32 protein-coding genes are annotated in these 25847 nt (G+C 73.4%); 18 read left to right on the forward strand and 14 right to left on the reverse strand.

What is annotated here, in order from left to right; genetic code table 11:
* The 5 genes from B1L11_RS46805 to B1L11_RS14110 form a co-directional block, all read left to right on the forward strand.
* The coding region (locus B1L11_RS46805) for a hypothetical protein (RefSeq protein WP_218671109.1) at nucleotides 1-970 on the forward strand (970 nt) is incomplete at its 5' end.
* Nucleotides 970-1413, forward strand: a complete 444-nt coding sequence (locus B1L11_RS14100) for a helix-turn-helix transcriptional regulator (RefSeq protein WP_143737255.1) — start codon at nucleotides 970-972, stop codon at nucleotides 1411-1413. The genes B1L11_RS46805 and B1L11_RS14100, both read left to right, overlap by 1 nt.
* A 79-nt stretch (nucleotides 1414-1492) precedes the next feature.
* Nucleotides 1493-2596, forward strand: a complete 1104-nt coding sequence (locus B1L11_RS14105; RefSeq protein WP_218671110.1) for a Xaa-Pro peptidase family protein — start codon at nucleotides 1493-1495, stop codon at nucleotides 2594-2596.
* Nucleotides 2597-2604: 8 nt separating this feature from the next.
* On the forward strand, nucleotides 2605-2739 hold the full coding sequence (locus B1L11_RS50725; protein WP_256862525.1) for a hypothetical protein: 135 nt from the start codon (nucleotides 2605-2607) through the stop codon (nucleotides 2737-2739).
* Nucleotides 2736-3734, forward strand: coding sequence for an MBL fold metallo-hydrolase (locus tag B1L11_RS14110; protein WP_079314896.1), 999 nt, complete (start codon nucleotides 2736-2738; stop codon nucleotides 3732-3734). The genes B1L11_RS50725 and B1L11_RS14110 overlap by 4 nt, the downstream gene beginning before the upstream one ends.
* Before the next feature lie 69 nt (nucleotides 3735-3803).
* Here B1L11_RS14110 and B1L11_RS14115 read toward each other — a convergent pair whose 3' ends face one another.
* Genes B1L11_RS14115 through B1L11_RS14125 form a run of 3 tightly spaced genes read right to left on the reverse strand, consistent with a single transcriptional unit; the run spans nucleotide 3804 to nucleotide 5706 of the window.
* Nucleotides 3804-4415 (reverse strand): methyltransferase domain-containing protein, encoded by a 612-nt coding sequence (locus B1L11_RS14115; RefSeq protein WP_079314897.1) that lies wholly within the window; start codon nucleotides 4413-4415, stop codon nucleotides 3804-3806.
* Entirely contained in the window at nucleotides 4412-5065 is a 654-nt protein-coding gene (locus B1L11_RS14120) for a TIGR04282 family arsenosugar biosynthesis glycosyltransferase (RefSeq protein ID WP_079314970.1), read from the reverse strand. Before B1L11_RS14120 ends, B1L11_RS14115 begins: the two co-directional genes overlap by 4 nt.
* Entirely contained in the window at nucleotides 5062-5706 is a 645-nt protein-coding gene (locus B1L11_RS14125; protein ID WP_143737256.1) for a glycosyltransferase family 2 protein, read from the reverse strand. The genes B1L11_RS14120 and B1L11_RS14125 overlap by 4 nt, the downstream gene beginning before the upstream one ends.
* Before the next feature lie 103 nt (nucleotides 5707-5809).
* Here B1L11_RS14125 and B1L11_RS14130 point away from each other — a divergent pair, with 103 nt between their 5' ends.
* The gene (locus B1L11_RS14130) at nucleotides 5810-7087 is read left to right on the forward strand and encodes a hypothetical protein (RefSeq protein ID WP_143737257.1); all 1278 of its coding nucleotides are present in this window, start codon (nucleotides 5810-5812) and stop codon (nucleotides 7085-7087) included.
* 12 nt (nucleotides 7088-7099) lie between these two features.
* On the opposite strand, the gene B1L11_RS14135 is transcribed toward B1L11_RS14130, so the two are convergent.
* The gene (locus B1L11_RS14135) at nucleotides 7100-8113 is read right to left on the reverse strand and encodes an NAD(P)-dependent oxidoreductase (RefSeq protein ID WP_079314899.1); all 1014 of its coding nucleotides are present in this window, start codon (nucleotides 8111-8113) and stop codon (nucleotides 7100-7102) included.
* A gap of 148 nt (nucleotides 8114-8261) precedes the next feature.
* Here B1L11_RS14135 and B1L11_RS50730 point away from each other — a divergent pair, with 148 nt between their 5' ends.
* Nucleotides 8262-9410, forward strand: a complete 1149-nt coding sequence (locus tag B1L11_RS50730) for a cellulose binding domain-containing protein (protein ID WP_143737258.1) — start codon at nucleotides 8262-8264, stop codon at nucleotides 9408-9410.
* A 219-nt stretch (nucleotides 9411-9629) separates the two neighbouring features.
* On the opposite strand, the gene B1L11_RS50735 is transcribed toward B1L11_RS50730, so the two are convergent.
* Nucleotides 9630-9911, reverse strand: coding sequence for a hypothetical protein (locus B1L11_RS50735; protein ID WP_256862526.1), 282 nt, complete (start codon nucleotides 9909-9911; stop codon nucleotides 9630-9632).
* 74 nt (nucleotides 9912-9985) lie between these two features.
* Between B1L11_RS50735 and B1L11_RS50740 the strand changes: the two genes are divergently transcribed.
* Nucleotides 9986-10762 carry a cytochrome P450 gene (locus B1L11_RS50740; protein ID WP_256862527.1) on the forward strand — a complete coding sequence of 259 codons (777 nt, stop codon included), beginning with the start codon at nucleotides 9986-9988 and terminating at the stop codon, nucleotides 10760-10762.
* On the opposite strand, the gene B1L11_RS14150 is transcribed toward B1L11_RS50740, so the two are convergent.
* Nucleotides 10750-11904, reverse strand: coding sequence for an RtcB family protein (locus tag B1L11_RS14150; RefSeq protein ID WP_079314901.1), 1155 nt, complete (start codon nucleotides 11902-11904; stop codon nucleotides 10750-10752). The two genes, B1L11_RS50740 and B1L11_RS14150, sit on opposite strands and share 13 nt — an antisense overlap.
* 117 nt (nucleotides 11905-12021) lie before the next feature.
* Here B1L11_RS14150 and B1L11_RS14155 point away from each other — a divergent pair, with 117 nt between their 5' ends.
* Nucleotides 12022-13050, forward strand: coding sequence for an aminoglycoside phosphotransferase family protein (locus B1L11_RS14155; protein ID WP_218671112.1), 1029 nt, complete (start codon nucleotides 12022-12024; stop codon nucleotides 13048-13050).
* Between the two features lie 193 nt (nucleotides 13051-13243).
* Nucleotides 13244-13681, forward strand: a complete 438-nt coding sequence (locus tag B1L11_RS14160) for a hypothetical protein (protein ID WP_079314902.1) — start codon at nucleotides 13244-13246, stop codon at nucleotides 13679-13681.
* A gap of 29 nt (nucleotides 13682-13710) precedes the next feature.
* On the opposite strand, the gene B1L11_RS14165 is transcribed toward B1L11_RS14160, so the two are convergent.
* From B1L11_RS14165 to B1L11_RS14185, 5 genes are read right to left on the reverse strand one after another with little or no spacing between them, the layout of a single operon-like run.
* On the reverse strand, nucleotides 13711-14397 hold the full coding sequence (locus tag B1L11_RS14165; RefSeq protein WP_079314903.1) for a nitroreductase family protein: 687 nt from the start codon (nucleotides 14395-14397) through the stop codon (nucleotides 13711-13713).
* The gene (locus B1L11_RS14170) at nucleotides 14384-15697 is read right to left on the reverse strand and encodes an MFS transporter (RefSeq protein WP_079314904.1); all 1314 of its coding nucleotides are present in this window, start codon (nucleotides 15695-15697) and stop codon (nucleotides 14384-14386) included. The genes B1L11_RS14165 and B1L11_RS14170 overlap by 14 nt, the downstream gene beginning before the upstream one ends.
* 23 nt (nucleotides 15698-15720) lie before the next feature.
* Nucleotides 15721-16536, reverse strand: coding sequence for an alpha/beta fold hydrolase (locus B1L11_RS14175; RefSeq protein ID WP_079314905.1), 816 nt, complete (start codon nucleotides 16534-16536; stop codon nucleotides 15721-15723).
* Nucleotides 16537-16546: 10 nt separating this feature from the next.
* On the reverse strand, nucleotides 16547-17305 hold the full coding sequence (locus B1L11_RS14180; protein WP_239108681.1) for an SDR family NAD(P)-dependent oxidoreductase: 759 nt from the start codon (nucleotides 17303-17305) through the stop codon (nucleotides 16547-16549).
* Nucleotides 17302-18153: a sugar phosphate isomerase/epimerase gene (locus tag B1L11_RS14185; RefSeq protein WP_079314907.1), complete on the reverse strand. Its 852-nt coding sequence runs from the start codon at nucleotides 18151-18153 to the stop codon at nucleotides 17302-17304. The genes B1L11_RS14180 and B1L11_RS14185 overlap by 4 nt, the downstream gene beginning before the upstream one ends.
* A gap of 167 nt (nucleotides 18154-18320) precedes the next feature.
* Here B1L11_RS14185 and B1L11_RS14190 point away from each other — a divergent pair, with 167 nt between their 5' ends.
* Entirely contained in the window at nucleotides 18321-19193 is an 873-nt protein-coding gene (locus B1L11_RS14190; protein WP_079314908.1) for a LysR family transcriptional regulator, read from the forward strand.
* A gap of 40 nt (nucleotides 19194-19233) precedes the next feature.
* Here B1L11_RS14190 and B1L11_RS14195 read toward each other — a convergent pair whose 3' ends face one another.
* Together B1L11_RS14195 and B1L11_RS14200 are read right to left on the reverse strand one after the other, a co-directional pair.
* Nucleotides 19234-19881, reverse strand: a complete 648-nt coding sequence (locus tag B1L11_RS14195) for a nitroreductase family protein (protein ID WP_079314909.1) — start codon at nucleotides 19879-19881, stop codon at nucleotides 19234-19236.
* Nucleotides 19882-19893: 12 nt separating this feature from the next.
* Nucleotides 19894-21249 (reverse strand): MFS transporter, encoded by a 1356-nt coding sequence (locus tag B1L11_RS14200; RefSeq protein ID WP_179155136.1) that lies wholly within the window; start codon nucleotides 21247-21249, stop codon nucleotides 19894-19896.
* Nucleotides 21250-21381: 132 nt separating this feature from the next.
* On the opposite strand from B1L11_RS14200, the gene B1L11_RS14205 reads away from it, so the two are divergent.
* From B1L11_RS14205 to B1L11_RS14225, 5 genes are all read left to right on the forward strand, one after another.
* Nucleotides 21382-21852, forward strand: a complete 471-nt coding sequence (locus B1L11_RS14205) for a MarR family winged helix-turn-helix transcriptional regulator (protein ID WP_079314911.1) — start codon at nucleotides 21382-21384, stop codon at nucleotides 21850-21852.
* A gap of 235 nt (nucleotides 21853-22087) precedes the next feature.
* A complete protein-coding gene (locus B1L11_RS14210; RefSeq protein WP_218671113.1) occupies nucleotides 22088-22510 on the forward strand; it encodes a YjdF family protein in 423 nt (140 codons plus the stop codon).
* A gap of 118 nt (nucleotides 22511-22628) precedes the next feature.
* Nucleotides 22629-23618 (forward strand): GTP 3',8-cyclase MoaA, encoded by a 990-nt coding sequence (gene moaA, locus B1L11_RS14215; protein ID WP_079314912.1) that lies wholly within the window; start codon nucleotides 22629-22631, stop codon nucleotides 23616-23618.
* A gap of 51 nt (nucleotides 23619-23669) precedes the next feature.
* A complete protein-coding gene (locus B1L11_RS14220) occupies nucleotides 23670-24290 on the forward strand; it encodes a molybdenum cofactor guanylyltransferase (protein WP_079314913.1) in 621 nt (206 codons plus the stop codon).
* Nucleotides 24291-24301: 11 nt separating this feature from the next.
* Nucleotides 24302-24559 (forward strand): DUF6457 domain-containing protein, encoded by a 258-nt coding sequence (locus B1L11_RS14225; protein ID WP_079314974.1) that lies wholly within the window; start codon nucleotides 24302-24304, stop codon nucleotides 24557-24559.
* 309 nt (nucleotides 24560-24868) lie between these two features.
* Here B1L11_RS14225 and B1L11_RS14230 read toward each other — a convergent pair whose 3' ends face one another.
* Nucleotides 24869-25192: a DUF3099 domain-containing protein gene (locus B1L11_RS14230; RefSeq protein ID WP_256862528.1), complete on the reverse strand. Its 324-nt coding sequence runs from the start codon at nucleotides 25190-25192 to the stop codon at nucleotides 24869-24871.
* Between the two features lie 85 nt (nucleotides 25193-25277).
* On the opposite strand from B1L11_RS14230, the gene B1L11_RS14235 reads away from it, so the two are divergent.
* Together B1L11_RS14235 and B1L11_RS14240 are read left to right on the forward strand one after the other, a co-directional pair.
* Entirely contained in the window at nucleotides 25278-25493 is a 216-nt protein-coding gene (locus B1L11_RS14235) for a dodecin (protein ID WP_079314915.1), read from the forward strand.
* 65 nt (nucleotides 25494-25558) lie between these two features.
* Nucleotides 25559-25801 (forward strand): hypothetical protein, encoded by a 243-nt coding sequence (locus tag B1L11_RS14240; protein WP_079314916.1) that lies wholly within the window; start codon nucleotides 25559-25561, stop codon nucleotides 25799-25801.
* The last annotated feature ends 46 nt before the right edge of the window (nucleotides 25802-25847 follow it).

Raw genomic sequence — 25847 nt, forward strand, 5'->3', positions numbered from 1 at the left:
GCGGCCGACCCCACGGTGGCGGCCGAGCTGGCGAGGTGCGGGCCACGCTGGCCTTCGAGGCGGCCGGCCGCTGGAGGCGATCCGGCTGTTCCTGGACGGCGTCGAGGCTCTGGCCCCGGTCGACCCCGAGGCGGTGCTGCCGATGGCGAGCATGGCCAGCGTCTACATCTGGAGCAGCACTCCCCATCCCGACCAGCTCGGCCTGGCCCGCCGTATCGCGGACCTGACTCCGCTCGTCGAAGGCCCCCTGAGCGTGCTCAAGGAGTTCAGCAAGGACGTGGTCCACCTGCTTGAGGGCGACGACACGGCCGTCTTCGGCATGCCGTACTCCAGGCTGGGGCACCAGGCGGCGCTCCCGTTCGAGCTGCGCGCCATAAGGACCTACCTCGGCTTCGTCCACGGCCGGCAGCGCATGATGCTGGAGGACGCGAACGGCCTGGTCGCCGAGTGCCGCCAGGCCGGGCGGGTCGGCCGCCTCCCGCAGGCCATACTGCTCCAGGCCGTGGCGCAGATCCTCAACGGGCGCCACCGCGCCGCGCGGGCCGGCGTGAGCGAAGGCCTGCAGATCGCGGCGGACAACGACCAGCCGTACTGGGACAACTACCTCATCGGCATCTCCGCCTGGCTTGCGGCGGTGGCCGGGGCGGAGGAGGAGTGCCGCCGGCTGATGGCGCAGGCGTCTGCGGCCGAGACGTGGATGACCGGCGCCACCTGGGCCACGTACGCGGCCATCATGCTGGACCTGGGGGCGGCCCGCTACACGTCCGTGCTGGAGCGCATGGACGAGCGCATGAGCGGGCCGGCCGGCACGCCTTCATCTGGCGGTACGCCTACCCCGACTACGTCGAGGCGGCCGTCCGGGTGGGCACCCCCGAGCGGGCACGCGACGCGATCGAGCGCTTCGCGACCTGGGCGTGCGCCACCGGGCAGCCGTGGGCGCTCGCCGTACTGGAGCGCTGCCGAGCGCTGATGACCGGGGACGACGCGGCGTACGAGCGGGCGCTGGCCCTGCACCGCGAGGCCGACCACCCCTTCGAGCAGGCCCGCACGGAGTTGCTGTACGGCGAATGGCTGCGACGTCACCAGCGCCGCGCCGAGGCCCGCATCCGGCTGAACGCCGCCATGGAGACGTTCGTCCGCCTCGGCGCGGCTCCGTGGGCGGCCCGCGCGGAGGCGGAGTTGCGTGCCACCGGCGTCTCGCCGTCCCCCCGCGACCACGGCCGCGACCCGCTGGCCACGCTCACCCCACAGGAGCTCCATGTGGTACGGCTGGCGGCGGGCGGAGCGTCGAACCGGGAGATCGGCGCGCAGCTCTTCCTGAGCCCGCGTACGGTCGCCTACCACCTGTACAAGGCGTTCCCCAAGCTGGGCATCACCTCGCGCGCCGAGCTCGCCAGGTTCGTGATGACCTAAGCGGACCCCGCGGACTTGCCCGCCACTACCGTCACATGACGGAGGCGGTACGGAGGCGTCCGTTCCTAGCCTCGGCGACATGAGCATTCCCACCTATTCACTGGCGGAGCGGGATCGCCGCTGGGCGATCGCCCGCGGCATCATGGAAGCCGAGGGCGTCCAGGCGCTCATCGCGTACGGCGAGCACGAGTGCGTGGATCTCGCGCCCTTCGCTCCGGACGCCTACTTCACCAACGACCGGCCCGGCGCGATCGTCGTCTTCTGCCGCGACGCCGACCCCGTCGAGCTGACCTGGTCGACGCTCCCCGTCGCCGACCACATCCAGGCGAGCAGAAGGGGCGAGGAGCTGTGGATCCCCCCGGAGCGCATCCGGGTGGCCAGGCACGCGACGGGCGTGGCGGAGGTCCTCAGGGAACACAACCTGGAGACGGCGGCCGTCGGGGTGCTGGGGCTGGACCCCTACCCGCCGTTCCACATCAATCCGATCATGCCGTACGGGCTGTGGTCCCAGGTGCTGGCGGAGTTGCCGGAGGTCAGCTTCAAACCCGTCGGGTTGAGCTACCTGCTCGCCATCATGCGGCAGTCCGAGGAGGAACTCGCGGTCGTCCGGTATTCGGCCGAGACCGGCGACGCCATGGCCGAGGCCATGCGGGAGGCCGCCCGGCCGGGGGTGAGCGAGGCGGAGATCTACGCGGCCGGCATGGCGGCGGCGTTCCGGCGCGGCCTGGCCGCCCCGGGCATGTTGCTGTCGTCCGGGCCGGGCTTCGTCTCCTGGGGCCCGCCCGCCTGGTCCTACCGACCCCAGGCGCCGCGCGTCCTGGAGGAGGGCGACGTCGTCATGGCCGAGGTGTTCTGCCGCTTCGGCATGAAGGAGACGCAGCACCAGGTGGCCATCGCCGTGGGCGAGCCGCACCCGGACATCGAGACCGGCGCGAAGGTGGCCCGCGCCAGCTACGAAGCCGGTCTGGCCGCGGCCCGTCCGGGCAACACCTTCGGCGACCTGGTGGAGGCCATGCAGGGGCCGCTGCGCGACGCCGACGCGTGGAACGTCCACCCGCTGGTGCACACGCTCAACCCGATGGGCCCCGTCGGCGGCTTCGGCGCCGGCCTGCGCAGGCTGCCCGAGGCGGCGCGGTACGGCCGGCTGTTCGACCTGCCGACGATGGCGGCCAGCTCCCCCTGATGCCGGGGATGACCTTCGCCTTCGAGCCCAACGCCGTCATCGGTGATCGACTGACCAACCTCGGCGGCACCGTCGTCATCGGCGAGGACGGCCCCGTCGAGCTCAACCCCTTCACCTCCCACCTGCTGAGGAGCGAGGGATGAGCGCGACCGCCCACATTCCGGAACGCGAGCTGTCCGAGCGGCCGAGCGGATACTCGGGGCCGAACCTCTCGCCCTCGGGCCTGCGGCTGGTTCCGCATGCCCTCGCGGACGGCGTCCACGCGCTGATGGCGACCATCCCGCCCAAGGACAACAACGGGCTCGTCGTCGGCCGGGACGCCGCCCTGATCGTGGACGCCGGAATCACGCCGGAGGTGTCCGGACGGATCCAGGAGCTGGTCGCCGAGCTGACCGATCGGCCGTTGCGCTTCCTCGTCAACACGACCTACCACGGTGACCACACCTTCGGGAACATGGCGTTCCCGGCCGGCACCGTCATCGTTTCGTCGCGGCTCAACAAGGAGAACATGACCGACCTCGACTACGAGAAGCAGGTCAGGTCGGGCAACATGTACGGCGACGAGACGCTCCTCGACGCGGTGACCCAGTGGCGCACTCCGGACCTCGTGTTCGACGGCTTCGCCGAGATCGACCTGGGCGGGCGCGTGGTGCAGTTGTGGCACTTCGGCCCGGGGAACGGCCCCGGCGACACCGTCGTGTACGTGCCCGACGCCCGCGTCGCCTGGACGGGGAACCTCCTGTGTCACGCGGGAATCGCCCACATGCTGCTGCAGGGTGGTCCCGAGCCGTACATCGGCACCCTCCGCCGGATGAAGGAGGCGCTGCCCGATCTGGCGACCATCGTGCCGGGTCACGGGCCCTCCGGGGACGGCCATGCGGCCATCGACACGCTGGTCGCCTACCTGGAGCGGCTGCACGACGAGGTGCTCGGAGCCGTGGAGGCGGGCCGTACCTTGGAGGAGACCATGGAGGCGTGCACCGACCCGTGGGCGGAGGGCCTGGACCCGGAGCTGTCCGCCGCGCTCGCGCGGTATCGCATCCCCCAGGACGTGGCCCGGCGCGGCATGCTCGACCTGTGCCGGAACCTGCACCGGCTCAACATCCTGGCCACCTACCGTCTCTACACCCGCCCCTGAACCGGGTTCCGGAGTGACGGGGTCTCTGGAGGCGGCACGATCGGACGACCCGCGCGAGCCGCTCCCGGTTCAGCCCAGGACCGAGAACCAGCGCCCGGCCTCGGTCCACACCTCCACGGGGCGGAAGCCGGTGCGCGCGGCGAGCGGCCCGATGCCGGACACGCTGACCCGCGCCCAGGCGAACCATCCGGTGACCCTGCCCTCCCGGCGAAGGCGGACCCGCTCGGTGCGGGTCGTGGCGCCGGGCGGATCGAGTTCGGCGACGACCTCGCCGCCGGGCCGCAGCAGCTCGCGGACCCGACGCAGGAGGGCGTCGGGGTCGCCGCCGATGCCGATGTTGCCGTCGGCCAGCAGCACGGTGCCCCAGCGGCCGGCGCCGGGCACGTGGCCGAACACGTCGCGGCACAGGGCCCGCCCGCCGGCCAGACGGGTGAGCCGTACGGCCCGGGGGGTGACGTCGATGCCGAGTGCCCGCACGCCGCGCCTCGTCAGCGCCACGGTCAGCCGCCCCGGTCCCGAGCCCACGTCGAGTGTGGGGTCGGCGCAGCGGGCGAGCATGGCCTCGTCCCCCTCGGCGCCGTCGAGCCAGCGCCGTGCCTCCAGCGGCCATGTCCTGCCGTCGGCCGACTCGACCTCGACCCGCGCGCCGTCCAGCGACTCGGCGTAGAGGGGGCCGATCACGCGGGGACGTCCGCGCCGAGGGCCGCCAGCGTCGCCGCGAATCGCGAGGAGGGGACCCGCGCGGCCACCGCGCGCGCGTCGGCGGCGGTGTCCACGTCGGTCAGCTCGGGCAGCAGGGCGGCTCGTACGCCCGCGGCGCGGATCCGCTCCAGCAGCAGCGCCCCGGTGTCCGGCCGCGACATCGGCAGCCCGGCCAGCAGGGCGGGATCGGGCCTGCGCTGCCCGAGCAGCCAGAATCCGCCGTCGGCGGCCGGGCCGACCACGACCTCGTGCCCGCCCAGCAATCGCCCCGCCTCGGCCAGCAGAGCGGGGGTGACCTGCGGGGTGTCCATGCCGATCAGCACGACCGGGACGGGAAGGGCCGCCCACGCGTCGGCGAAGGCGGCGGCCAGCCGGGCGGCCAGGTCGTCCCCCCGCTGCGCGACCACGTCGTACCCCTCGGGCAGCCAGGGCCCCGGCTCGCCGAGCAGGGCCAGCACCCGGCGCGCGGCGGGGGCGGCGGCGACGGACGACAGCGTGTCGCGCAGCGCCGCCTCCGCGAGGGCGGCGGCCTCCCGCGCGCTATAGGGCGGCGTGAGCCGGGTCTTGACCACCCCCGGCACGGGCGCCTTGGCGATGACGACGATCTGCGTCGTGGCCTTGGTCTTCACGCCGCCCGCCACATGTCGCGGACGGTCCGCACGGTGCCGCGTACGGTGCCCGTCACCTTCGAGCGGCCCACCCGCGGCAGGTAGTCGACCTCGACCTCGGCGATGCGCCAGCCCGCCTCGCTCGCCCGCAGCACCATCTCCAGCGGATAGCCGAACCGCCGGTCCCGCAGGTCCAGGGCGAGCAGCGCCGTACGGCGGGCCGCGCGCATCGGGCCGAGGTCGTGCAGCGGGGCGCCGGTGCGGCGGCGCAGCCGCCAGGCGAGCACCCGGTTGCCCAGCCGGGCGTGCGCGGGCCACGCCGATCCGGTGACGGGCCTGCGGCGGCCCAGCACCAGGTCGGCGGCGCCGCTCACCACGCCCTCCGCGACGTACGGCACCTGCCGCGGGTCGAGGGAGGCGTCGGCGTCCATGAAGCACACGACGGGGGCGGTCGCGGCCTCCAGGCCCGTGTGACAGGCGGCGCCGAACCCCGGCCTGGGTTCGGTCACCACGAGCGCGCCGTGCCGGGCGGCGACCTCCGCCGACCCGTCGGTGGACCCGTTGTCCACCACGATGGCGCGGCAGCCGTCCGGCATCCGGCCGAGCACCCAGGGCAGCGCCGCCGCCTCGTCGAGGCAGGGAAGCACCACATCGATCTGCATGCCGCAGAAGCTAGGGCCGCCGAGGCCGCACAGTTCTTACGAAGTGACTACGGGGCCGTCCACGGGACGGGGAGGGCGGCCCGGCGCGCCTACCGTGTCGGTCGTGACGGCACGGTCGATGGAGGGACGGCGGGCACTGGCGGCCTGGGCGGCGCTGGTGGCGGGCGCGTTCGCGGTGGGCGGTCTGCTGCACGCCCGCGGGGTGCTGCGCATCGACCATCTCCCGCCGCTGCACGCGCTGGCGCGGCTGCCCACGCTCGCACTGCTTCCGGCCGCGGCCTTCGCCGCGGTCGCGGTCCCCGCGCTGCCCCGGCTGACCGCGCACCTGCCCATGCGCGCGGCACTGGCGGCGGCCTTCGCCGCGTCGCTCGCGTGGACGGTCCTGCTGGCCATGTCGGGGGAGGGGCTGGCGTGGCCGTTCACCCACCCGCAGGAATACCTGGCCGGGCTCGGCGCCGTGGGCGACGACCCCCTCGGCTGGCTCGCCGGGTTCACCCGCGACCTGCCTGCCTACCCCACACACGTACGCGGCCATCCGCCGCTGCCGGTGCTGGTGCTGTGGGCGCTGGCGGCCGCAGGGCTGCCGGGACCGTTCTGGGCCGCCGTCCTCGTGGTCGTGACCGGATGCTCGGCCACGGCCGCGATCGGGCTGACCGTACGGCGCGTCGCTGGGGAGGAGGCGGCCAGGCGGGCGCTGCCGTACCTCGCCCTGTGCCCGGCCGCGGTGTGGATCGCGACGACCATGGACGCGTTCTTCGCAGGGATGGGGGCGTGGGGGACGGCGCTGCTGGTGCTCGGCGCGCGGAGCCGGGCGGGCCGGGTGGCGCTCGGCCTCGGCGCGGGGCTGGCCCTGGGCGCGCTGCCCTACCTCAGCTACGGCCTGGTGCCCTACCTGCTCGTCCCCCTCGTGGCGGCGGCCGCCGCGCAGGTGCCGCGTACGACCGTGGCCGCCTGCCTGGCCGGGATGGCGGCGGTGAGCGCCCTGTTCGCCGCCGGAGGGTTCTGGTGGCCGGCCGGAGTGCTCGCCACCCACGCCGAGTGGGCGGCCGACCCCGGCGCGGCCCGGCCGTACCTGTACTTCCTGGTCGCCGACCTGGCCGTGCTCGCCCTGGTGACCGGGCCGGCCACCGCCGTCGGGCTGGTGGCGGCGGGGCGGGCCGGGGAGCGGATCCTGCCCGTGGCGGCGCTGGCCGCGGTGCTCGCCCTCGACGTCAGCGGCGTCACCCGGGGCGAGGTGGAGCGGATCTGGCTGCCGTACGCCCTGTGGGTCGCCGCGGCGGCAGGGCGTACGGCGGCCGGGCGTGCGGGAGACCGCCGCCTGCTCGCCGTGCAGGCGGCGCTAGGCCTGCTGCTGCAGGGGTTCGTCCGGTCGCCCTGGTGAACGGGTCGTATGTCAGCCGGCCAGCGGGGCGTGGGCGAACTCGCCCATGCCGTCGGCGAAGCGGACCCGGGCCCGGAAGCCGAGGTCGGCGGCGGCGCGGTCCGGGGAGGCCACGATGTGCCGCACGTCGCCGAGCCGGTAGCGGCCGGTGACCTCGGGGGCCGGCCCGCCCCGTGCCGCGCTCAGCGCGTCCGCCAGGTCGCCGATCGTGCGGGGCTCGCCGCTGGCCACGTTGTACGCGCGAAGCCGCCCGGGCGGCGCGGACTCCAGCGCGTCGAGCGCGGCGAGGTTGGCCGCCGCGACGTCCCCGACGTGGACGAAGTCCCTGCGCTGGCCGCCGTCCTCGAACACCAGCGGCGCCCGCCCGGCCTCCAGCGCGGACCGGAAGATCGCGGCCACGCCCGAGTAGGGGGTGTCGCGCGGCATGCCGGGCCCGTACACGTTGTGGTAGCGCAGGGCGACCGCCGCGCCGCCGGTCTCGCGGGCCCAGTTGGCCGCGAGGTGCTCCTGGGCGAGCTTGCTCGTGGCGTACGCGTTGCGCGGATCGGCAGGGACGTCCTCGTCGACGGTCCCCGGTGTCAGCGCCCGCCCACAGCGCGGGCACGGCGGCTCGAACCGCCCCGCGGCCAGGTCCTCCTCGGCCCGGGGGCCGGGGCGCAGGCGGCCGTGCTCCGCGCAGTCGTAGACGCCCTCGCCGTAGACCACCATCGACGACGCCAGGACCAGCCGGGCGACCCCGCGCCGCGCCATCGCGGCGAGCAGCACCGCGGTCCCGAGCGCGTTGACCGACACGTACTCGGGGAGGTCCCGCACGTCGACGCCGAGGCCGACCTTGGCCGCCTGGTGCACGACGGCGTCGGCGCCGTCGAGGGCGCGGCCGACGGCGTGCTCGTCCCGCACGTCACCGGCCGTGACGTCCTCGCCGCCGCGCAGGTCGAATCCCCGCACCTCGTGCCCGGCGTCCCGCAGCAGCCCGGCGACGCGGCTCCCGATGAAACCGGCCGCGCCGGTGACCACGATCTTCATTCCGTGACGGTAACAACGGCCCACCGCGCTGAAAGTTTCATATTCCTTACGGAATGACGGGCACGGATGCGAGCGGAGTTGACGGGCCCGCCCCGGCGAACCGATGATCCGGGCGATGTCGTCGGCGGATCGTCCCGGAGGGTGGCTCTTGTCCAGACTGTCGTGGCCGGCCGCGTGGACCGCGGCGGGTGCCGTCGCCGCCGCGCTGCTGGCGGCCAACATCGCCGCGCCGCCCGTCCTCGCGACGAGTGTGACGACGGCGTACGCCGCTTCCGCGTCCGCGGGCGAACCGTCGCCGCAGCCGACCGGGACCGGTTCCGCCGGCACGCCCACGACGCCGGGCGAGGTGCGCGCCTGCCCGCCGCCCCTGCCCACGGGCGGCACGCCCCAGGGCGTGGTCGGCCTGTGCTGGACGGCGTCCACCGACGACGTCGGCGTCACCGGCTACGACGTCTACCGCCTCACCCCGGACGGTTTCGTGAAGGCGACCTCGACCACGTCCACGATTACCGTGATCACCGGCCTGACCATCGGCCGCACCTACACCTTCTCCATCGTGGCCAAGGACGCCGACGGCAACACCAGCCCGCCCACCGCGCCGTTCAGCACCACGGCGGTCACCGGCATGTCCGTCTCGCCGAGCCCCGGCACGGGCGACACGACGCCGCCGACCAAGCCGGCCGGGATGCAGGCGAACTGCCTGCCGGACTTCCGCGGCACGTCGTTCTGCTGGACGCCGTCCACCGACGACGTCGGCGTCACCGGCTACGACGTCTACCGGCGCACCGACACGGGCTGGACGCGGGCGGGCACGGCCTCCGGCACCGCCCGGTACTTCACCGAGGGCAACCTCGTCACCGGTCAGTCGTACGTCTACTTCGTCGTGGCCAAGGACGCCGCGGGCAACCTCAGCCTGCCGTCCGACCTGGTGACGACGGTGGCGTCGGGCGGCTTCCCGCCGTACACGCCGCCCCCGGTGAGCTGCAGGATCAAGTACGACTGGTGGCCCTGGGGCGGCGGCTTCACGGCCACCGTGACGATCACCAACCTCGGCCAGACGGCGATGAACGGCTGGACGCTGCGCTTCGTCCTCCCCGACGCGGGACAGAAGATCACCAGCGGCTGGTCGGCCACCTGGTCCCAGTCCGGCAAGGACGTCACCGCCGCGAACACGCCGTGGAACGCGGTGATCCAGCCCGGCGCGTCCCTGCAGATCGGCTTCACCGGCACCTCCACGGGCGCCAACCCCGAGCCCACCGGCTTCACGCTGAACGGCGGCGCCTGCATCCGGGGCTGACCGCCCCACCCGACCGGGCCGCGGGCCGGGCCGTTTTCGAGGGGCGAATCGGGGCAGGCAGGACGGTATGCCGCTGCTCGACACCACGCTGCTCCTGCTGCTCGAGGGCTACGCCTGGCTGCCGGCCCGCTGGCGGGAGACCCAGGGAGAGATGGTCCACACCCGGCTGATGGGCCAGCGCGCCGTCGTGCTGCGCGGGCCGGACGCCGTCCGCTTCTTCTACGACGACAACCACGTCCAGCGGGCGCCCGCGCTGCCCGAGCCGGTCAAGAGCACGCTGTTCGGCCACGGCGCGGTGCACACGCTCGACCAGGCCGCGCACCGGGCGCGCAAGGGCATGTTCATGTCACTGATGACGCCGGAAAGCGTCGCCGCCCTGGTGGGCGAGACCACCGCGGCGTGGGACGCGGCGGTGGCGACGTGGCCGGACAGGGGACACGTCGTGCTCTTCGACGAGGCCGCCCGCGTCATCACCCGGGGGGCGTGCCGGTGGGCGGGCATCCCGCTCACCGAGGAGGAGACCGAGCCCCTCGCCGCCGACCTCGTCGCGCTGGTCGACGGCTTCGGGTCACCCGGTGCCCGGCACTGGCGGGCCCGCGCCGCCCGCAGGCGCCGCGAGGCGTGGCTGGCGGGACTGGTCGAGGACGTGCGGCGCGGGGCCCTGCGGGGTGCCGGACACCTCGGCGCTCGCCGTGGCCGCCCGCCACCGGGAGCCCGACGGCGAGTTGCTCGCGCCCCGGATCGCGGCGGTCGAACTGCTCAACCTGGTGCGCCCCACCGTCGCCGTGAGCTGGTTCGTCACGTTCGCCGCGCACGCGCTGCACTGGTGGCCGGTCAACCGCGTCCGGCTGACCGAGGACACCGACGGCACGTACGCCGAGGCGTTCGCGCACGAGGTGCGGCGGTTCTACCCCTTCGCGCCCTTCGTGGCGGGCAAGGCCGTCAAGGACCTCACCTGGAAGGGCGAGCAGATCCTGGCCGACTGGCTCGTGCTGCTCGACGTCTGGGGCCAGAACCACGACCCGGCGCTCTGGCCGAACCCGTGCGCGTTCGACCCGCGACGTTTCATCGGGCGCGAGATCGGCCCGTACGACCTGATCCCGCAGGGCGGGGGCGACCCGGCGGCCGGGCACCGGTGCCCGGGCGAGCCGGTCGCCGTGGGCCTGCTGGAGGCCCTCGCGCCGCGGCTGGCCCGGCTGGACTACACGGTGCCGGAGCAGGACCTCACCGTCTCGCCGTACCGGATCCCGGCCCGGGTGGCGAGCGGATTCGTCCTGCGTCCGGCCGGCGCGGCCGTGACCCGCGAGCCCGTGGGGGCCGAACGGCGGCGCCCCTCCGTTCATCCCTTGTAGTTGAAGACCTGGCGCAGCGTGTGCCGCACCTCGACGAGGTCCTTCTGGTCCGCCATGACCTGGTCGATCGGCTTGTACGCCTCGGGGTGCTCGTCGACCAGGGCGGCGGCCCGGTCGGAGTTCCAGGTCCGGCCGCGCATCGCCTCCCTGAGCGAGGCCGCCGACAGCTCACGCTTGGCCCGGCTCCGCGACATCCTGCGTCCCGCGCCGTGCGAGCAGGAGTTGTACGACAGCGGGTTGCCCCGCCCGCGCACGATGTAGGACCGGGTGCCCATCGAGCCCGGGATCACGCCCTCGTCCCCGGTGTCCGCCTTGATCGCGCCCTTGCGGGTGATCCACAGCTCCTTGTCCTGATGGGTCTCCATCTGGGTGAAGTTGTGGTGGCAGTTGATCGTCCGGACCCGCGTGCCCGTGCCGACGACGCGGAACAGCGCGTCGCTCAGCACCCTGTCCATCCGCGCCCGCGACGCCATCGCGTAGCGCTGCGCCCACAGCATGTCCTCGATGTACGCGGTGAACTCCGGGGTGCCCTGGGTGAAGTAGGCGAGGTCGTAGTCCTCCAGCCCGATCTCCATGCGCCGCATGAGCCGCTTCGCGCCGTTGATGTGCGCGGTGGCGAGCTGGTTGCCGATCCCGCGCGAGCCCGAGTGCAGCACGGTCCAGACCCGGTCGCGCTCGTCGAGGCATACCTCGACGAAGTGGTTGCCCGAGCCGAGGGTCCCGAACTGGCAGGCGACCGTGTTCTCCTGCTTGGGCGTCAGCGCGGTGTGCGGCCGGCCCAGCTCACCGAGCGCGCGGTCCACCGCGCGGTCGTCGTGCCCCTTGCCCACGCCCGCCGGGATGCGCCGCTCCACCAGCCGCATCAGCGGGTCGAGCGAGTCGGGCAGGTCGGCGGCCGTGAGCGTGGTCTCGGTCGCGACCATGCCGCAGCCGATGTCCACGCCGACGGCGGACGGGATGATCGCGCCCTCCGTGGGGATCACGGAGCCGACCGTCGCGCCGATGCCCACATGCGCGTCCGGCATGAGCGCGACGTGACCGGGCACGAACGGCAGGCGCGCCGCCCGGGCGGCCTGGTCGATCGTCCCGTCGTCGATCTCGCTCGCCCAGGACAGCACCTTCGGGGCGATGTGCTTCGGCATGGTTGGATCTCCTCCTCGGTCGAGATCCACTGTGCCGCGCACCGGGCGGGAATCCCAACCGAATATCGCGCGGAAACTCGTTTGCCGCCCTACCCGCTCGCCGCCCATCATGCCGAAATGAGCGACGATTCCCCTGACCCCGGCGGTCAGGACGCGGAGGAGCGGCAGCGCCGCGGCGGCGAGCACGGCCCGCCCCCGCCCGCCGGAGGCGTACGACTGCCGTGGACCGCGGTGCCCGCGCACCTGCGGCTGGCCGTCGAGACGCGCCTCGGGGACCGCGTGATCGAGGCCGTCACCCAGCCCGGTGGATTCTCCCCGGGCGTGGCCGCCCGCCTGCGGCTCGCGGGCGGCGGCAGGGCCTTCGTCAAGGCGGTCGGCCCCGAGCCGAACCCGGTCAGCCCCGGCATCCACCGCGCGGAGGCCCGGGTGGCCGCCGCGCTGCCGGCCACGGCGCCCGCGCCCCGGCTGCTCGCGTCCTTCGACGAGGACGGCTGGGTGGTGCTGCTGTTCGAGGACGTCGAGGGACGGTCACCGGCCCAGCCCTGGGTTCCGGCGGAGCTGGATCTCGTGCTCGGCGCGATCGCCGAGCTGGCCGAGTCGCTCACCCCCGCGCCCGTGGCCGTGCCGACGGCCGCAGAACGGCTCGCGGAGGAGTACCGGGGATGGCGGCGCCTGGCGGCCGGCCCGGACGGCCTCACGGTGGACGGCTCCGATGCCTCGTGGGCTCGGCGGCACCTGGACCGGCTGGCGGAGCTGGAGGCGGCCTGGGACCGGGCGGTGGAGGGCGACACGCTGGCCCACGCCGACCTCCGGGCCGACAATCTGCTGCTCACCGCGGACGGACGCGTGTACGTGGTGGACTGGCCCTGGGCGTGCCTCGCGGCCCCGTGGTTCGACCTGCTCGGGATGCTCCCGAGCGTGGCCATGCAGGGCGGGCCGCCACCGGCCGAGGTCTTCGACGGCCACCCGGTCGCGGCGAAGGCGGACGGCGACGCCGTCACCGCGGTCCTGGCCGCCGTGACCGGCTTCTTCCTGCAGCGGGGAAGCCTCCCCCCGCCACCGGGCCTGCCCACGCTCCGCGCGTTCCAGCTCGCCCAGGGCCGTGCCGCGCTGGCCTGGCTGAGGCGGCGTACCGGCTGGAGATGACCCGGCGACCGTCGCCGCGACCGGACACCTGCCCGCGCTCCTGCCGGCGAGGTCCCGCCGGCACGTGACCCTGGATCGGGAACCGGGCAGGACGAGTGGAAACCTGGGCGAGGGCGACGGCGCAAGCCGTGAGCGGCGGGACGACCCGCCCGCAGCGCCCGGCCGGTTTCGCGTGCGCGAGAGGAGAGCGAGCATGAACCCCGCCTCGGCCGCCGTGGGCGGCGCGGCCACCTTCGTCTGGCTCGGGATGGTGCTGGCGATCTCCTTCCTGGAGGCGCCCCTGAAGTTCCGCGCGCCGGGGGTGACGATCCCGATCGGCCTCGGCATCGGCCGGCTCGTCTTCCGCGCGCTCAACGCCGCCGAGGCCGTGCTGGCGGTCGTCGTGATCGTGGCGGTCGCGACCGGCTCACCCGCCACCGCCGCGGTCGCGCTCACGGCGGTCGCCGCGGCCGTCCTGGTGATCCAGATCGCCGTCGTACGCCCGCCGCTCAACCGCAGGTCCGACCGGGTCCTGTCCGGCGAGGACCCGGCGCGGCACAGGTCGAGGGCGCACCTGTACTACGTGGCGCTGGAGGCCGTGAAGGTCGTGTCGCTGCTCGCCCTGGGCTGCGTCCTGCTGGGCCGGATCTGACCCGGGTCTTCGGTCCGCTTCCGCCGGCTCTACCAGTGGTCCCAGTGGACGACCTCGGTGACGGGGACGCGGCGTGCGGGTTTGAACTCCGTGCCGACCGTCCAAGCGACGGGGATGAGCGCGCATTGGACGGTCGTCTCGTACGGAAGGCCGAGCAGCGTGGCCGCCTCGCGTTCGCAGTTGAGGTGCGGCGTGGTCCACACGGTGCCGAGGCCGCGGCTGCGTGCGGCCAGCATGAAGCTCCACACGGCGGGCAGCACCGAGCCCCAGGTGCCAGCCTGCGTCGCCGGATCGTCGAGCTCCGCCCGCGATCCCACCCGGATGCAGGGCACCAGCAGGACGGGCACCTGGTCCAGGATGCCGACCAGGTGGTGCAGGCTGTCGGCGATCGCGTGCCACCCCGACTCGGCGGTGAAGTCGTGGCGGCTGGGGCCCTCGTGGGACTGCGGCGCGGCGGGACTGGTAAGGCCGCGTCGCCACAGGTCGGCCAGGGCGCGTCGCCGGGCGGGGTCGGTGACGAAGACGAAGTCCCAGCGTTGCCGGTTGCGTCCACTGGGGGCCTGCTGGGCCAGGCGGGTGCAGTCGAGGAGCACCTCGCGCGGGACCGGCTTGGTCACGTCCAGCCTGCGGCGTACCGCGCGGGTCGTGCCGAGCAGTTCGTCCGGGGTGAGGTGCAGCAGGTGGCCGCGGTCGTCGGGGATCTCAGGCTGGGACATGGTCACTCCTGGTGTGGCGGTCGCGTTCGGGGTGGACCAGCAGGGCGAACAGGGCTCCGGCGAGGGCGAGCAGGACGCCGCTGAGGAGGAAGGCGGTGGTGTAGCCCGCCTGCGGGGTGGTGGCTCGGTCCAGCAGCCATCCGGTGATGATGGGGCTGGCGATCCCGGCGGTCACGCTGAGGCCGGAGAAGACGCCGAGGATGCCGGCTCGCTGGTGGGGAGGCACGAGCTCGGCCACGGCGGGGTTGGCGAAGGTGTTGACGGTGACGGATATGCCGTAGCCGAGCATCAGGAGGGCGATGGCGGGGATCGGCGCGTGAATCAGCGGCAGGCCGGTCAGCAGGATGCCGGCGCCGGCCAGGCAGGCGCCGCCGAGCAGGCCGCGCGCCCGTCTGGAGGTGACCCCCGCGCGCAGGAGCCGGTCGGTGATCGCTCCGGAGGCGACCAGCGCCACGATGCCGAGCGCGCTGGGCAGGCCGAACAGCGACCCGGCCGCCTCCGGGGAGAATCCCAGGGCGTTTTCGAAGTAGGAGGGCAGCCAGGTGAAGATGATGGCGGCGAGTGCGTTCTGGGCGAAGTAGGCGATGAGGCAGCCGATGAACGTGCGGTTGAGCAGCGCGCGGCGCCAGGGGACGCCGGTGGCCTGACGGCGCTGCGGCCGGTCACCCCGGCCGGGGGCCGCTCCGTACGGGCCGAGCCGCCCGGTGGCCAGCCACAGCAGCGACCAGCCGAGCGCGAGCGCTCCGACGGTGAGGAATCCGGCTCGCCAGCCGAACCGGATGATGACCAGGGTCAGGAGCGGCGCCATGGCGATCTTCGCGACGGCGGCGCCCGCAGTGTAGAGCGCCTGCGGCAGGCCGCGCCGCTCGTTGGGGAACCACGAGTACAGCACGGTCATGGACAGCGGGTTGGCCGGTCCTTCCGCGGCCCCGACGAGGATCCTGCTGGCGTACAGCATGCCGCCGGTGGCGGCGACGACGGCGGGCACCTGGCCGGCGGCCCACAGCAGGCCGCAGGCCAGCAGGACCCACCGTGGGGAGACCCGCTGGGCGGTGAAGCTGACGGCGATGCAGGTCACGCCGAAAAGCACGTAGGAGGCGCTGCCCAGGCCGCCGAAACCGGCGGCGGACATGCCGAGCTCGGCGCTCATCGGTTTGGCGACCAGGCCAAGCAGGGCCTTGTCCAGGAACACCACCACCGCGGAGAGGACCAGCACCGCGGTGACGCCCCAGGCGCGGGCGCTGACGGGTGAGGACGGCATCGAGGCGCCGGGCGGCGCGAGGCTTTCGTCGACTGCCACTGCTGCTTTTCCTTTCCTGCGGGCTATCGGGGCAGGGCCGACAGCCAGCGCATGAGCGAGTCGTTGACGTCGGCGGCCAGTTCCTGGTGGATGAAGTGGCCCGCCTGCGGACGCAGGACCACCTGGCTGTAGTCGTGGGACAGGCACATCCGCTCCACCTGGGCCCGGGCCGCGTGGCGGTGGAAGGCCAGCACCGGCTGACGGCGGCGGCGCAGGACCGGCTCGGCCTGGGGAAGGAAGCGCAGGCTGCCCGGACCGAAGGCGCTGTGCCGGAAGGTCTGCGCCCTGACCCAGGCCGGTCGTGACAGGACCTCCAGCAGGTGCCAGGTGCGCAGGTGCCCGGGGGTCCCCGGGGTGTGGAAGCGGTCGCTGAACAGGTCCTGGGCGATCTGGTCGGCGTCCGGTCCCTCCAGGTCGTCGGCGAGGCGGGCCATCCACTCCCGATCGCCGGGGTCGCCGGCGTAGTCGGGGTCGATCATCACCAGAGCACGGACGAGATCGGGGTGACGGGCGGCCAGTACGGTGGCCACCGAGCAGCCCATCGAGTGGGCGAGCACGACGACCGGCGCAAGGCCGGCGTGGCGGATCAGGGCCGCCAGGTCCTCTGCGTGGTCGCCGACGTCGTAGCCGGTGGGCGGGCTGCCGGAACGTCCGTGGCCGCGCAGGTCGACCGCCACCGTGCGGTGATGGGAACGCAGGGCGGGGATCTGGTAGATCCAGCCTTCGGCCGCGCCCCACATGCCGTGCACGAGGAGCAGATTGAGCGGCGGCCGGGCCGAGGAGGCGGGCGGGTAGTCGGCGTAGAACAGGCGCACGCCGGAGTGTTCGAAGTAGGGCACGGGGACTCCGTCAGGCTGAGGGGGCGAGCTGGGCGCCGCCGCACACGTGCAGCACCTCGCCGGTGATGAAGCTCGACCGGTCGCCGGCGAGGAAGGCGACGGCGTCGGCCACGTCCTGGGGCCGGGCCAGCCGGCCCAGCGGTGTCATCGCCCGGTGGCGGGCGGCGAATTCCTCGAACTCCCGGCCCGTACGCCCCGCCTTGGTCAAGGGGGTCTCCACCACGCTGGGCGCCACGGCGTTGACGGTGACACCGATGGGGCCCAGTTCGACGGCGAGGGTCCGGGTCAGGCCGACGACGGCCGCCTTGGAGGTGACGTAGCCCGTCGGGCCGCCGCCGAGCCAGGTGCGGGAGCCGACGTTGACCACCCGTCCCCAGCCGTGACGCTGCCACCAGGGCCGGATCGCCTGGCACAGCAGCATGGGCCCGCGGACGTTCACCGCCATCGTCGCGTCCCAGCCGTCGGGGGTCTGCCCGGCCAGGGAGTGGCGGACGTTGACGGCGGCGTTGTTCACCAGGCAGTCCAGTCGTCCGCCCGCGCGCTCCACGCGCGCGATTCCTTCACGGACCGCCTCGGGGTCGCTCACGTCCACCCGGCAGGCGCGGACGGTCCGGCCACCGGACGCCGACAGGCGGCCCGCCGCATCGGCGACGGCCTCCTCGTCGACGTCGAAGAGCGTCACGTCGAATCCGTCGGCGGCCAGCTGAGCGGCGATGGCCGTGCCGAGGACGCCCGCTCCTCCGGTGACGATCGCCCCTTTCGCACTCACCGCTGTCCTCCCTCCGCGGCCTCGAACGAGACGTGGCCGCGCAGATAGGCGGCGTTGAAGGCGAGGGCCTCGCGCGGTGGCCGGTCGGTGCTGAAGTCCTCCACCGACACCCATCCGCGGTAGCCGGCGTCGTGGAGCAGCCGCAGGATCGCGGGCACGTCGAGCACGCCGTCATCCATCGGCGTCCAGCGATGCCGCCATGGACCTCCGCCCTCGGGACGTTCGAAGGCGGCGTTCTTGATGTGCACGTGCGCCAGATGTTCGCCGAGGATCTGCAGCGCCATCCGGGGATCCTCCGACCCCTCCACCACGGCGTTGCCGGGATCGTAGACGACCCCTACCAGGTGCGGGGGCAGGTGTCCCACGACCTGCTTGGCCAGCGCCGTACTGGGGCAGATCGTCCGCTGGTGCATCTCCAGCAGCGCCTGGACGCCGAAGCGGCCGGCCAGCGCCGCGACCTCGTCGAAGAACTCGACGCCCCGGCCGAGCGCCTCGTGGAAGCCGCCGTCCGTCATGGACGGAGCCCACAGGCGTATCCGCGGCGTTCCCGTCTCGGCCGCCAGCCTCATGAGCTGCTCGACTCCCTGGACGTCGCCGGCCGGGACGTAACCGCTCAGGCCGATGACGGCCAGGCCCGCGCGGTCGCACAGCTCCCGTGCCCGGCGGATGTCGCCTTCTTCCGGACGGAGGGTGCAGCGGTTGTTGGTCAGAAAGTGCGCCGGGCCCGGCGAGCCGGCCTCGGCGGAGACCCGCCATTCGATTCCGGCATACCCCGCTGCGACCGCCGCCTCGATCGCCTCACCCGGCGTCAGCTCCGGCAGACAGGCCGAACACACGCCAAGCCTCATCGTGCTCCTCGAAGAACGCAGCATGGAAGCTGCTCACCGTTGCGCGTCACCATCGGTGATGGCCGCCGACATCAGTACAGGGCCGGACATCCCTCGCCGTCCAAGTCCTTCTTGGCACTTCTGGTATGTTCCGCAGGCATAGCCGAGCGATCGGATGAGGAGAGACCATGGAACTCCGGCACCTGCGGTATTTCGCCGCGGTGGCCGAGGAGGGCTCGTTCTATCAGGCCGCTCGGCGCCTGCTGGTCTCGCAACCGTCGCTGAGCCGGCAGATCATGGATCTGGAACGGCGACTCGGGCAGCGGCTGTTCGAGCGCACGTCCCGGGGGGTGCGGCTGACACCGAGCGGAGAGGCCCTGCTACGGCACGCCCGGGAGATTCTCGGCCTCGCCGCGACCACTCAGGAGATCGTCTCGGAAGCGGCACGGGCGCGCCAGGTGGTCTCCATCGGCGTGCCTCCCGCGACGCCCGGCTCCTGGCTGTCCTCCGTCGTCGAGGCAGTGGACCGTACGCTGCCCCACGCCGAGCTGAACTACGTGGAGGCCACCAGCTTCGACCAGCTTCGCCTGCTGCACGAGGGCAGGCTCGATCTGTGCCTGGTCCATCAGCAGCCACCCGGTCACCACGGCTCATGGCTGTTGCGTCAGGAGATCCTCGGGCTGGCGGTGCGGCCCGGCCACCCGCTGGCCAAGGAGCCGCGCTACCGGATCGGCGACCTCCACGGGCTGCGGGTGCTGGTGCACGCCCGCGAACGGGAGCCCTCGCGCGAGAGCATGACGGCGGCCGTGCTGGCCGCCGGAGTCCGGCCGTACTGGCGATTCGCCCAGTTCACCGAGCACGTTCTGGCCTGCGCCCAGGCGACGCGGTCCGATGCCGCGCTGGTCGCCTCGCACGTCGCCGCGCTGCGCCTGCCCGGCTGGCGCTGGCGGCCCGTCGAGGGGCTGCCCGAGGCCGTGATGACCACGTGGCTGGTGTGCCAGCGGCCCACGCGGGCGGTGGTGGAGGAGGTGGCCGGCGTCGTGCGGGACGTGCCGGCCTGACCAGGCCGTCCGCGGGGTGCGGGCGGCCTGGCCGGTGCGTTCACCACCGTTCCCAGTGCAGGACCTCCTCCCGTGGGATGCGGGGAGCGGGCTTGAAGTCGGTTCCGATGGTGAAGGCCAGCGGGATGAACGCGGCCAGCATGACCTCCTCGTACGGCACGCCGAGCACCTCGGCGAGCTCGTGTTCGAGCGGCGCCTGCGCGGTGGTCCAGACCGTGCCCAGGCCGCGCGCCCGGGCCGCCAGCATGAAGCTCCACACGGCGGGCAGGATCGAGCCCCACGCCCCCGCCTGCACGGCCACCGGGGCGTGATCGGTGCGTCCCTCGACGCCGGGGATGACGAAGGCGGGCACCCGGTGGATGTTGGCCGCCAGATGGCGCAGACCGTCGAAGACCCGATCGGTGGAGCCGCGGTGGTAGTTCATGCGCCACAGGTCGCGCTCGGTCAGCGGCTGCCCGGTGGCCAGCGGCAGGGCGCGCAGGAAGATGTCGGCCACGGCCCGCCGCCGCTCGGGCTCGGTGACCACCAGGAAGTGCCAGCGCTGCCGGTTGCGGCCACTGGGGGCCTGCACGGCCAGGTCCACGCATTCTTCGATCAGCTCGCGTGGCACGGGCCGGGTGAAGTCCAGGCGCTTGCGGACGGCGCGGGTGGTGCTCAGCAGTTGGTCCGGGTCGAGATCCAGCTTCACGATGTGTCTCCTTCAGGCGGTGGGGACGGGCGCAGGGCGGCGCGAGCGCAGGCCGTACGCGGCGATGAGGGCGCCCACCAGGGAGAAGCCGCCCGCCGTCAGGAACGCGATCCGGTAACCGGCCGGCGCGGCCTCGCCCAGGGTCATGACGGCGGCCAGTGCCGCGACGCCGATCCCGGCGCCGATCTGTACGGAGGAGGTGACCAGACCCGAGGCCAGGCCCTGCCGCTCGTCCGGCAGCCCGCCGACGGCGGCGATGTTGAGACTGGGGAACGACAGCCCGTTGCCGACGCCGTGCACGACCAGCGCGGGCAGCAGCATCGTGAGGTAGTCGCCGGTGGCCCCGGCCCGCAGGAACAGCAGAATGCCCGCCCCTTGGACCAGCATCCCGGCCGCGGCCACCCGGCCCAGTCCCCATCGGGCGATCAGCCTGCCGGCCAGGTTGGCCGTGATGACGATGGCCAGACCCATGGGGACGATCCCGAGCCCGGTGGCCAGCGCGGTGTAGCCGAGCATCCGCTGCAGGTACAGGACGGCGACGAACTGCCAGCCGATCGTCGCGCACGCCCAGGCCAGTGCCGCGAGATTCGCGGCGGCCACCGTACCGGACCCGAACACCTCCAGCGGGACGAGCGGCGCCGGCCGTCGGCGCTCGACGGCTACGAAGACGCCCAGCAGGAGCACGGCCACCACACCGGCCGGCCAGTTCCTCTCCGTCAGCGCGAACACCAGCAGCAGCACCCCACCGGTGACCGCGACGGCGCCGGCGGCGTCGAACCCTTCACGTACCGCGGACGGCCGGAGGCCGCGCGGCAGCACCAGCGGCGCCGCGGCCAGGACCAGCACCGCGACCGGGACCGGCAGGAAGAACACCAAGCGCCAGCTGATCTCGGTCAGCAGGCCGGAGGCGATCAGCCCGGCGGTGTAGCCGGTCGCCCCGGCCAGCGAGTAGACCCCCAGCGCCCGATTGCGCTGCGGCCCCTCTGCGAAGGTGGTGGTGATGAGCGACAGCGCCGCGGGTGCGGTGAGCGCGGCCGCCACCCCCTTGACCACCCGGGTGACGACCAACGGCCATCCCGCCGACAGCAGCCCACCGGCCAGGCTCGCCGCCGCGAAGACCGCCAGCGACAGCAGGAACACACGGCGCCGGCCGAACAGGTCCGCCACCCGGCCGCCGAGCAGCAGGAACCCGCCGTAGGCGACCGCGTAACCGGACATCAGCCACTGCAGGACGCTCTCCGGCAGCGACAGGTCGCGCCCGATGGCGGGCAAGGCCACGCCCATCAAGGACAGGTCCATCGAGTCCAGGAACACCGCTGCGCACAACAACACCAGGGCCGCCTGTCTGCGGCCGTCGGTCAGTGACACGACCACTCTCCATCTGAGGACAAACAATTTGCTGACAGACGATCGGACCGTATGACCGCAAATCATCTTCTGTCAAACGATTTGTATGGAGATGGTTTGGTGTAGGGTGGTCGCGTAGCGAAGAGGAGATCGATGGCGACCACGACCAGGACAGCCGAGCGGGCACGCGTGACGTACTTTCCGCAACTGGCGGCGGAGCGGCTGGACATCGCGCTGTGCCGGGCCTCGGCAGCCGTGGCGCGCGCCGCGGACGCCCGCGCCGCCGAGGAAGGTCTCGGCGTCGGGCAGCATCTCGTGCTCCAGATGCTCGACGCCGTCGGCCCGTGCTCCCAGCAGACGCTCAGCGAGGAGCTGCGCATCGACCGCAGCGTCATGGTGAGCGTCTGCGACGACCTGGAGCAGGCGGGTCACGTGCGCCGGGAACGCAACCCCCGCGACCGCCGTTCCTACGCCGTCACCATCACCGACTCGGGCCGGCGGCGGCTGGCCGAGGCCCAGACGTCGATCCCGGCCTTCCTCGAGGACGCCTTCCACCCTCTTACGCCCGAGGAGCGTGGCCAGTTGAGCGTGCTTCTCGGCAAACTCCTGGGAATCGGCTCCTGACGCGAGCCGGCCAGGAGGGCGGCCTGCACCCCGAGCCGGGGGCGGACGCCTGCCGTTATCCTGGTCGCGCACACGAAAACGCGGTCCCGGTCGGTAGCCCGGGCGCCCGCCGGTCCTTCCGGGCCCGGCGGTTCCGTATCCGCCTCACGTGTCCCCTCGGGGAGCCTCGGAGGATGTCCGGTGTGCCGGAAAGCGGCTTCGCCAAGCCGCCTGTCGGCATACCTGTGGAGGCATCGTGGTTTCCCTGTCCGTCTACTTCGAGAGCCCTTTCTGGGTGGGCGTCCTGGAGATCGTCGAGGACGGCGAGCTTCGCGCGACCCGGTTCGTCCTCGGCTCCGAACCCACCGACCCCGAGCTGTACGAGTTCCTCCTGCGGCACGGGGTCGCCCTGCTCGAACGCGCCGGGGCGGCCCCGGCCGTCCCGGTGGAGACCGCCCGGGAGCGGCGGGTCAATCCCAAACGCGCGGCCAAGCTCGCCGCCCGCGCCGCGGCCCGGGTCACCCGGCGCGGCACGGCCGCGCAGGAGGCGCTGCGGCTCGAACTGGAGAGCACCAAGGGCCAGGCGCGCGTGAACCGGCGCGAGCGCGAGCGCGCGCTGGCCGAGCACCGGCGCGAGGTCGCCCGCCGCAAGCGGATCGAGCGCCGCCGGGATCGGTGACCGCGGGCGGCGGGGCCGTTCCGTCCGGGGTGGGGGAATCATGCCGGGGCGATCGAGGTTGTCGCCATCGTGGCGGCAGGGCTTAGGCTTGAGGCTCTCTGGGGTTGGAGGTCCTCTCGTGCTGGTTGACTCGTTCGGCCGGGTCGCGACCGATCTGAGGGTGTCGCTGACCGACCGGTGCAACCTGCGGTGCGCGTACTGCATGCCGCCAGAGGGCCTCGACTGGCTGCCCAAGCCCGAACTGCTCACCGGCGAGGAGATCGTCCGCCTGCTGACGATCGGCGTGGAGCGGCTCGGCATCCGGGAGGTTCGCTTCACCGGTGGCGAGCCGCTGCTGCGGCGGGAACTCCCCGAGATCGTGGCCGCGACCGCCGCGCTGCGCCCGCGTCCCCAGGTGTCGCTGACGACCAACGGCATCGGCCTGGCCCGCCTCGCGGAGCCGCTCGCGCGGGCCGGTCTCGACCGTGTCAACGTCTCTCTGGACACGCTCGACCGCGACGTGTTCGTCCGGCTGGCGCACCGCGACCGGCTGCGCGACGTGCTGGACGGGCTCGCCGCGGCGACGGCGGCGGGCCTCACGCCGGTCAAGGTCAACGCGGTGCTGATGCGCGGCGTCAACGACCACGAGGCCGTGCCGCTGCTGCGCTACTGCCTCGACCAGGGGTATGAGCTGCGCTTCATCGAGCAGATGCCGCTCGACGCCCAGCACGGCTGGCGCCGCGACGACATGATCACGGCCGACGAGATCCTCGGGTTGCTGAAGGACTCCTTCGACCTCGCCGAGGACGATCCGCGCGAGCGGGGCAGCGCCCCCGCCGAGCTGTTCCTGGTGGACGGCGGCCCGCACCGGGTGGGCGTGATCGGCTCGGTCACCCGGCCGTTCTGCGGCGCCTGCGACCGCGTCCGTATCACCGCCGACGGCCAGGTCCGCAACTGCCTGTTCGCCACCGAGGAGTCCGACCTGCGTACGGCGCTGCGCTCGGGCGCCTCGGACGAGGAACTGGCGGCGCGGTGGATCGCGGCGGTGCGGGGGAAGAAGGCAGGGCACGGCATCGACGACCCCGCCTTCCTCCAGCCGGCCCGCCCGATGTCGGCCATCGGCGGCTGACGGGGCCCCAAGAGAGCCCAAGAGAGCCCCGAGAGAGTTCAGGGAGCACCCGTGCGTTCCCGTCCCGGAACCGGCGCAGGTGATGCGGCCTGCCCGCCGGCGTACGACGCCGTGATCCTGGCGGGGGGCCGGGCCGAGCGGCTCGGCGGGGCGGACAAGCCGGGCGCGCTCGTCGGCGGGCTGCCCCTGGTCGAGCGGGTGGCGGCGGCCGTCCGCGACGCCCGCACGGTGGTCGTGGTGGGCCCGCCCAGGGACATGCCGGGCGTGCTGTTCACCCGCGAGGACCCGCCGGGCGGCGGGCCGGTGCCGGCGCTGCGCGCCGGGCTCGCCGAGGTCACGTCCCCGCTGGTCGTCCTGCTCGCCGCCGACCTGCCGTTCGTCGTCGCCAGGCACGTCGGGGCGCTCCTGGCGGCCGTGCCGGAGGGCGGCGCGGGCGCGGTGCTCGTGGACGACGAGGGCCGCGAGCAGTGGCTCACCGGTGCGTGGCGGACGGCGGCCCTGCGGGCCGCGCTCGGCCCATACCAGGGGCGGTCGCTGCGCGGGCTGCTCGGCCCGCTGGCGCCGGCGCCCGTACGCCCGCCGGTGACGCAGGGGGAGACCCCGCCGTGGTTCGATTGCGACACCGTCGAGGATCTGCGCGCGGCCCGCGAGCGGGCCCGGGAGCGCGGGTGAAGGGAGTACGCGTGAACGTGCTGGAGGAATGGACGGCCCAGGTCTGCCGCGAGCTGGGCATCGACCCCGCCCGGGTGGACCGGGCCGCGGTGCTCGACCTGACCAGGGATGTGGCGCACGGCGTGGCGCGGCCCGCCGCCCCGCTGACCGCCTACCTGGTGGGGCTGGCGCAGGGGGCCGGCACCGCGCCGCCGGATGTGGTGGAGCGGCTGTCGCGGATGGCGAAGGAGTGGGCGGAGGCGACCGCGGACAAGCCCGGCGACTCCTGACGCCGGCTTCCACGGCCCCGGCGCCGCGTAGAGGGGAAGGGCGGGCGCCGGGGGCCGTTCGGCGGAAGGGCCGTCCCCACCGGAGACGACCGCGACGGCCGGTCCGTGAGGTCCGTACGAAGTCGGTTGACGCTGCTCGACGACCCCGGAAAAGGGCGACGCCGGGTGGTTACGGGGGGCAAACCACCCGGCGTCGCTTCATCGGCGTTCCGACGGGGGCCCGGAACGCCGGCACCAGCGCTCCGACGGGGGACCAGAGCGCTTGGCTAAACTGTACACCTCCAACCCTTGGGTTGCGTCAAGACTTTGTCACGACCCGATCTCGCGTCGATGGCGTGGTATCTCGTTTTGGTTAGGCGAGGTCAAGTCCGGGGGCGGAGGAGGCTCGTGACCTCTCTGATTGGCCCCGATAACGGCAACGTATGGCAAAAGAACCGCGCCCGCGACGAACAGGGCCTTGACGGGCCAGGGGGCCGGCACCGCCACCGCCAGGATGAGGCAGACGAGCCGGATGCCCATCTTGATGAGGTAACTGATCTCCCGCTTGCGCACGTCGTCGGACAGCGACGGCTGGGCGTCCGTCACCTGGTGAACGACCGGGCGGTCTTTTCGCAACCAGCGCCATGGATTCACGATTTCCACGGTAGACCCCGGGGGAGGCGGGGGTGACGCCCGCACGGCGATACGATCACGCGACAGGCACAGGCAGGAGGACGTCATGTCGGATCGCACCTACCGGGTGACCGAGATAGTGGGCACCTCGGCCGAGAGCGTCGACCAGGCCATCCGCAACGGCGTCAGGCGGGCCGCGCAGACGCTGCGCCACCTGGACTGGTTCGAGGTGACCGAGGTGCGCGGGCACATCGTGGACGGCGAGGTGGCCCACTTCCAGGTCGGTATGAAAGTGGGCTTCCGCCTCGAGGACGCCGAATGAGATCGGCGCTGTAACCGGAAACGGTCACCGTTCGTGGTCGGCGCAGTCGGGTGGACGGGTAGCTCATGATCGCGCACGTTTCTGCTCGAACCGAGAACCTCAGGGCCCAGCTCGCCGGCGAGCGGCCGGAAGCCGTCTACACGCCGACGCCGCACCAGAGGATCCTGCTTCCGCTCGGGCCGCGTCGAGGTGTCGGCCAGCTGCCGGCGCCCGGCGGCGTCGCGCCGGCGACGACCGAAACGGTCTCTCAGCGCAAGGGCGCCGACCTGTTCACCGCACGCTTCAGCGAACGGTTCAGCCGCGGATGAAGGCACGCTCGTCGTCGCTCCACGACGGGAATCGACGCGAACCGCG

Origin of the sequence: Microbispora sp. GKU 823 (assembly GCF_002027145.1) — a bacterium.
In the GTDB taxonomy this organism is placed as follows: Bacteria; Actinomycetota; Actinomycetes; order Streptosporangiales; family Streptosporangiaceae; genus Microbispora; species Microbispora siamensis.

Coding starts and splice junctions, on each gene's coding strand:
- B1L11_RS14100 (WP_143737255.1), top strand. CDS start 970: ATGACCGGGGACGACGCGGCGTACGAGCGGGCGCTGGCCCTGCACCGC.
- B1L11_RS14105 (WP_218671110.1), top strand. CDS start 1,493: ATGAGCATTCCCACCTATTCACTGGCGGAGCGGGATCGCCGCTGGGCG.
- B1L11_RS50725 (WP_256862525.1), top strand. CDS start 2,605: ATGACCTTCGCCTTCGAGCCCAACGCCGTCATCGGTGATCGACTGACC.
- B1L11_RS14110 (WP_079314896.1), top strand. CDS start 2,736: ATGAGCGCGACCGCCCACATTCCGGAACGCGAGCTGTCCGAGCGGCCG.
- B1L11_RS14125 (WP_143737256.1), bottom strand. CDS start 5,706: ATGCAGATCGATGTGGTGCTTCCCTGCCTCGACGAGGCGGCGGCGCTG.
- B1L11_RS14135 (WP_079314899.1), bottom strand. CDS start 8,113: ATGAAGATCGTGGTCACCGGCGCGGCCGGTTTCATCGGGAGCCGCGTC.
- B1L11_RS50735 (WP_256862526.1), bottom strand. CDS start 9,911: ATGCCCGCCCACCGGCACGCCCCCCGGGTGATGACGCGGGCGGCCTCG.
- B1L11_RS14150 (WP_079314901.1), bottom strand. CDS start 11,904: ATGCCGAAGCACATCGCCCCGAAGGTGCTGTCCTGGGCGAGCGAGATC.
- B1L11_RS14155 (WP_218671112.1), top strand. CDS start 12,022: ATGAGCGACGATTCCCCTGACCCCGGCGGTCAGGACGCGGAGGAGCGG.
- B1L11_RS14160 (WP_079314902.1), top strand. CDS start 13,244: ATGAACCCCGCCTCGGCCGCCGTGGGCGGCGCGGCCACCTTCGTCTGG.
- B1L11_RS14165 (WP_079314903.1), bottom strand. CDS start 14,397: ATGTCCCAGCCTGAGATCCCCGACGACCGCGGCCACCTGCTGCACCTC.
- B1L11_RS14185 (WP_079314907.1), bottom strand. CDS start 18,153: ATGAGGCTTGGCGTGTGTTCGGCCTGTCTGCCGGAGCTGACGCCGGGT.
- B1L11_RS14190 (WP_079314908.1), top strand. CDS start 18,321: ATGGAACTCCGGCACCTGCGGTATTTCGCCGCGGTGGCCGAGGAGGGC.
- B1L11_RS14205 (WP_079314911.1), top strand. CDS start 21,382: ATGGCGACCACGACCAGGACAGCCGAGCGGGCACGCGTGACGTACTTT.
- B1L11_RS14235 (WP_079314915.1), top strand. CDS start 25,278: ATGTCGGATCGCACCTACCGGGTGACCGAGATAGTGGGCACCTCGGCC.
- B1L11_RS14240 (WP_079314916.1), top strand. CDS start 25,559: ATGATCGCGCACGTTTCTGCTCGAACCGAGAACCTCAGGGCCCAGCTC.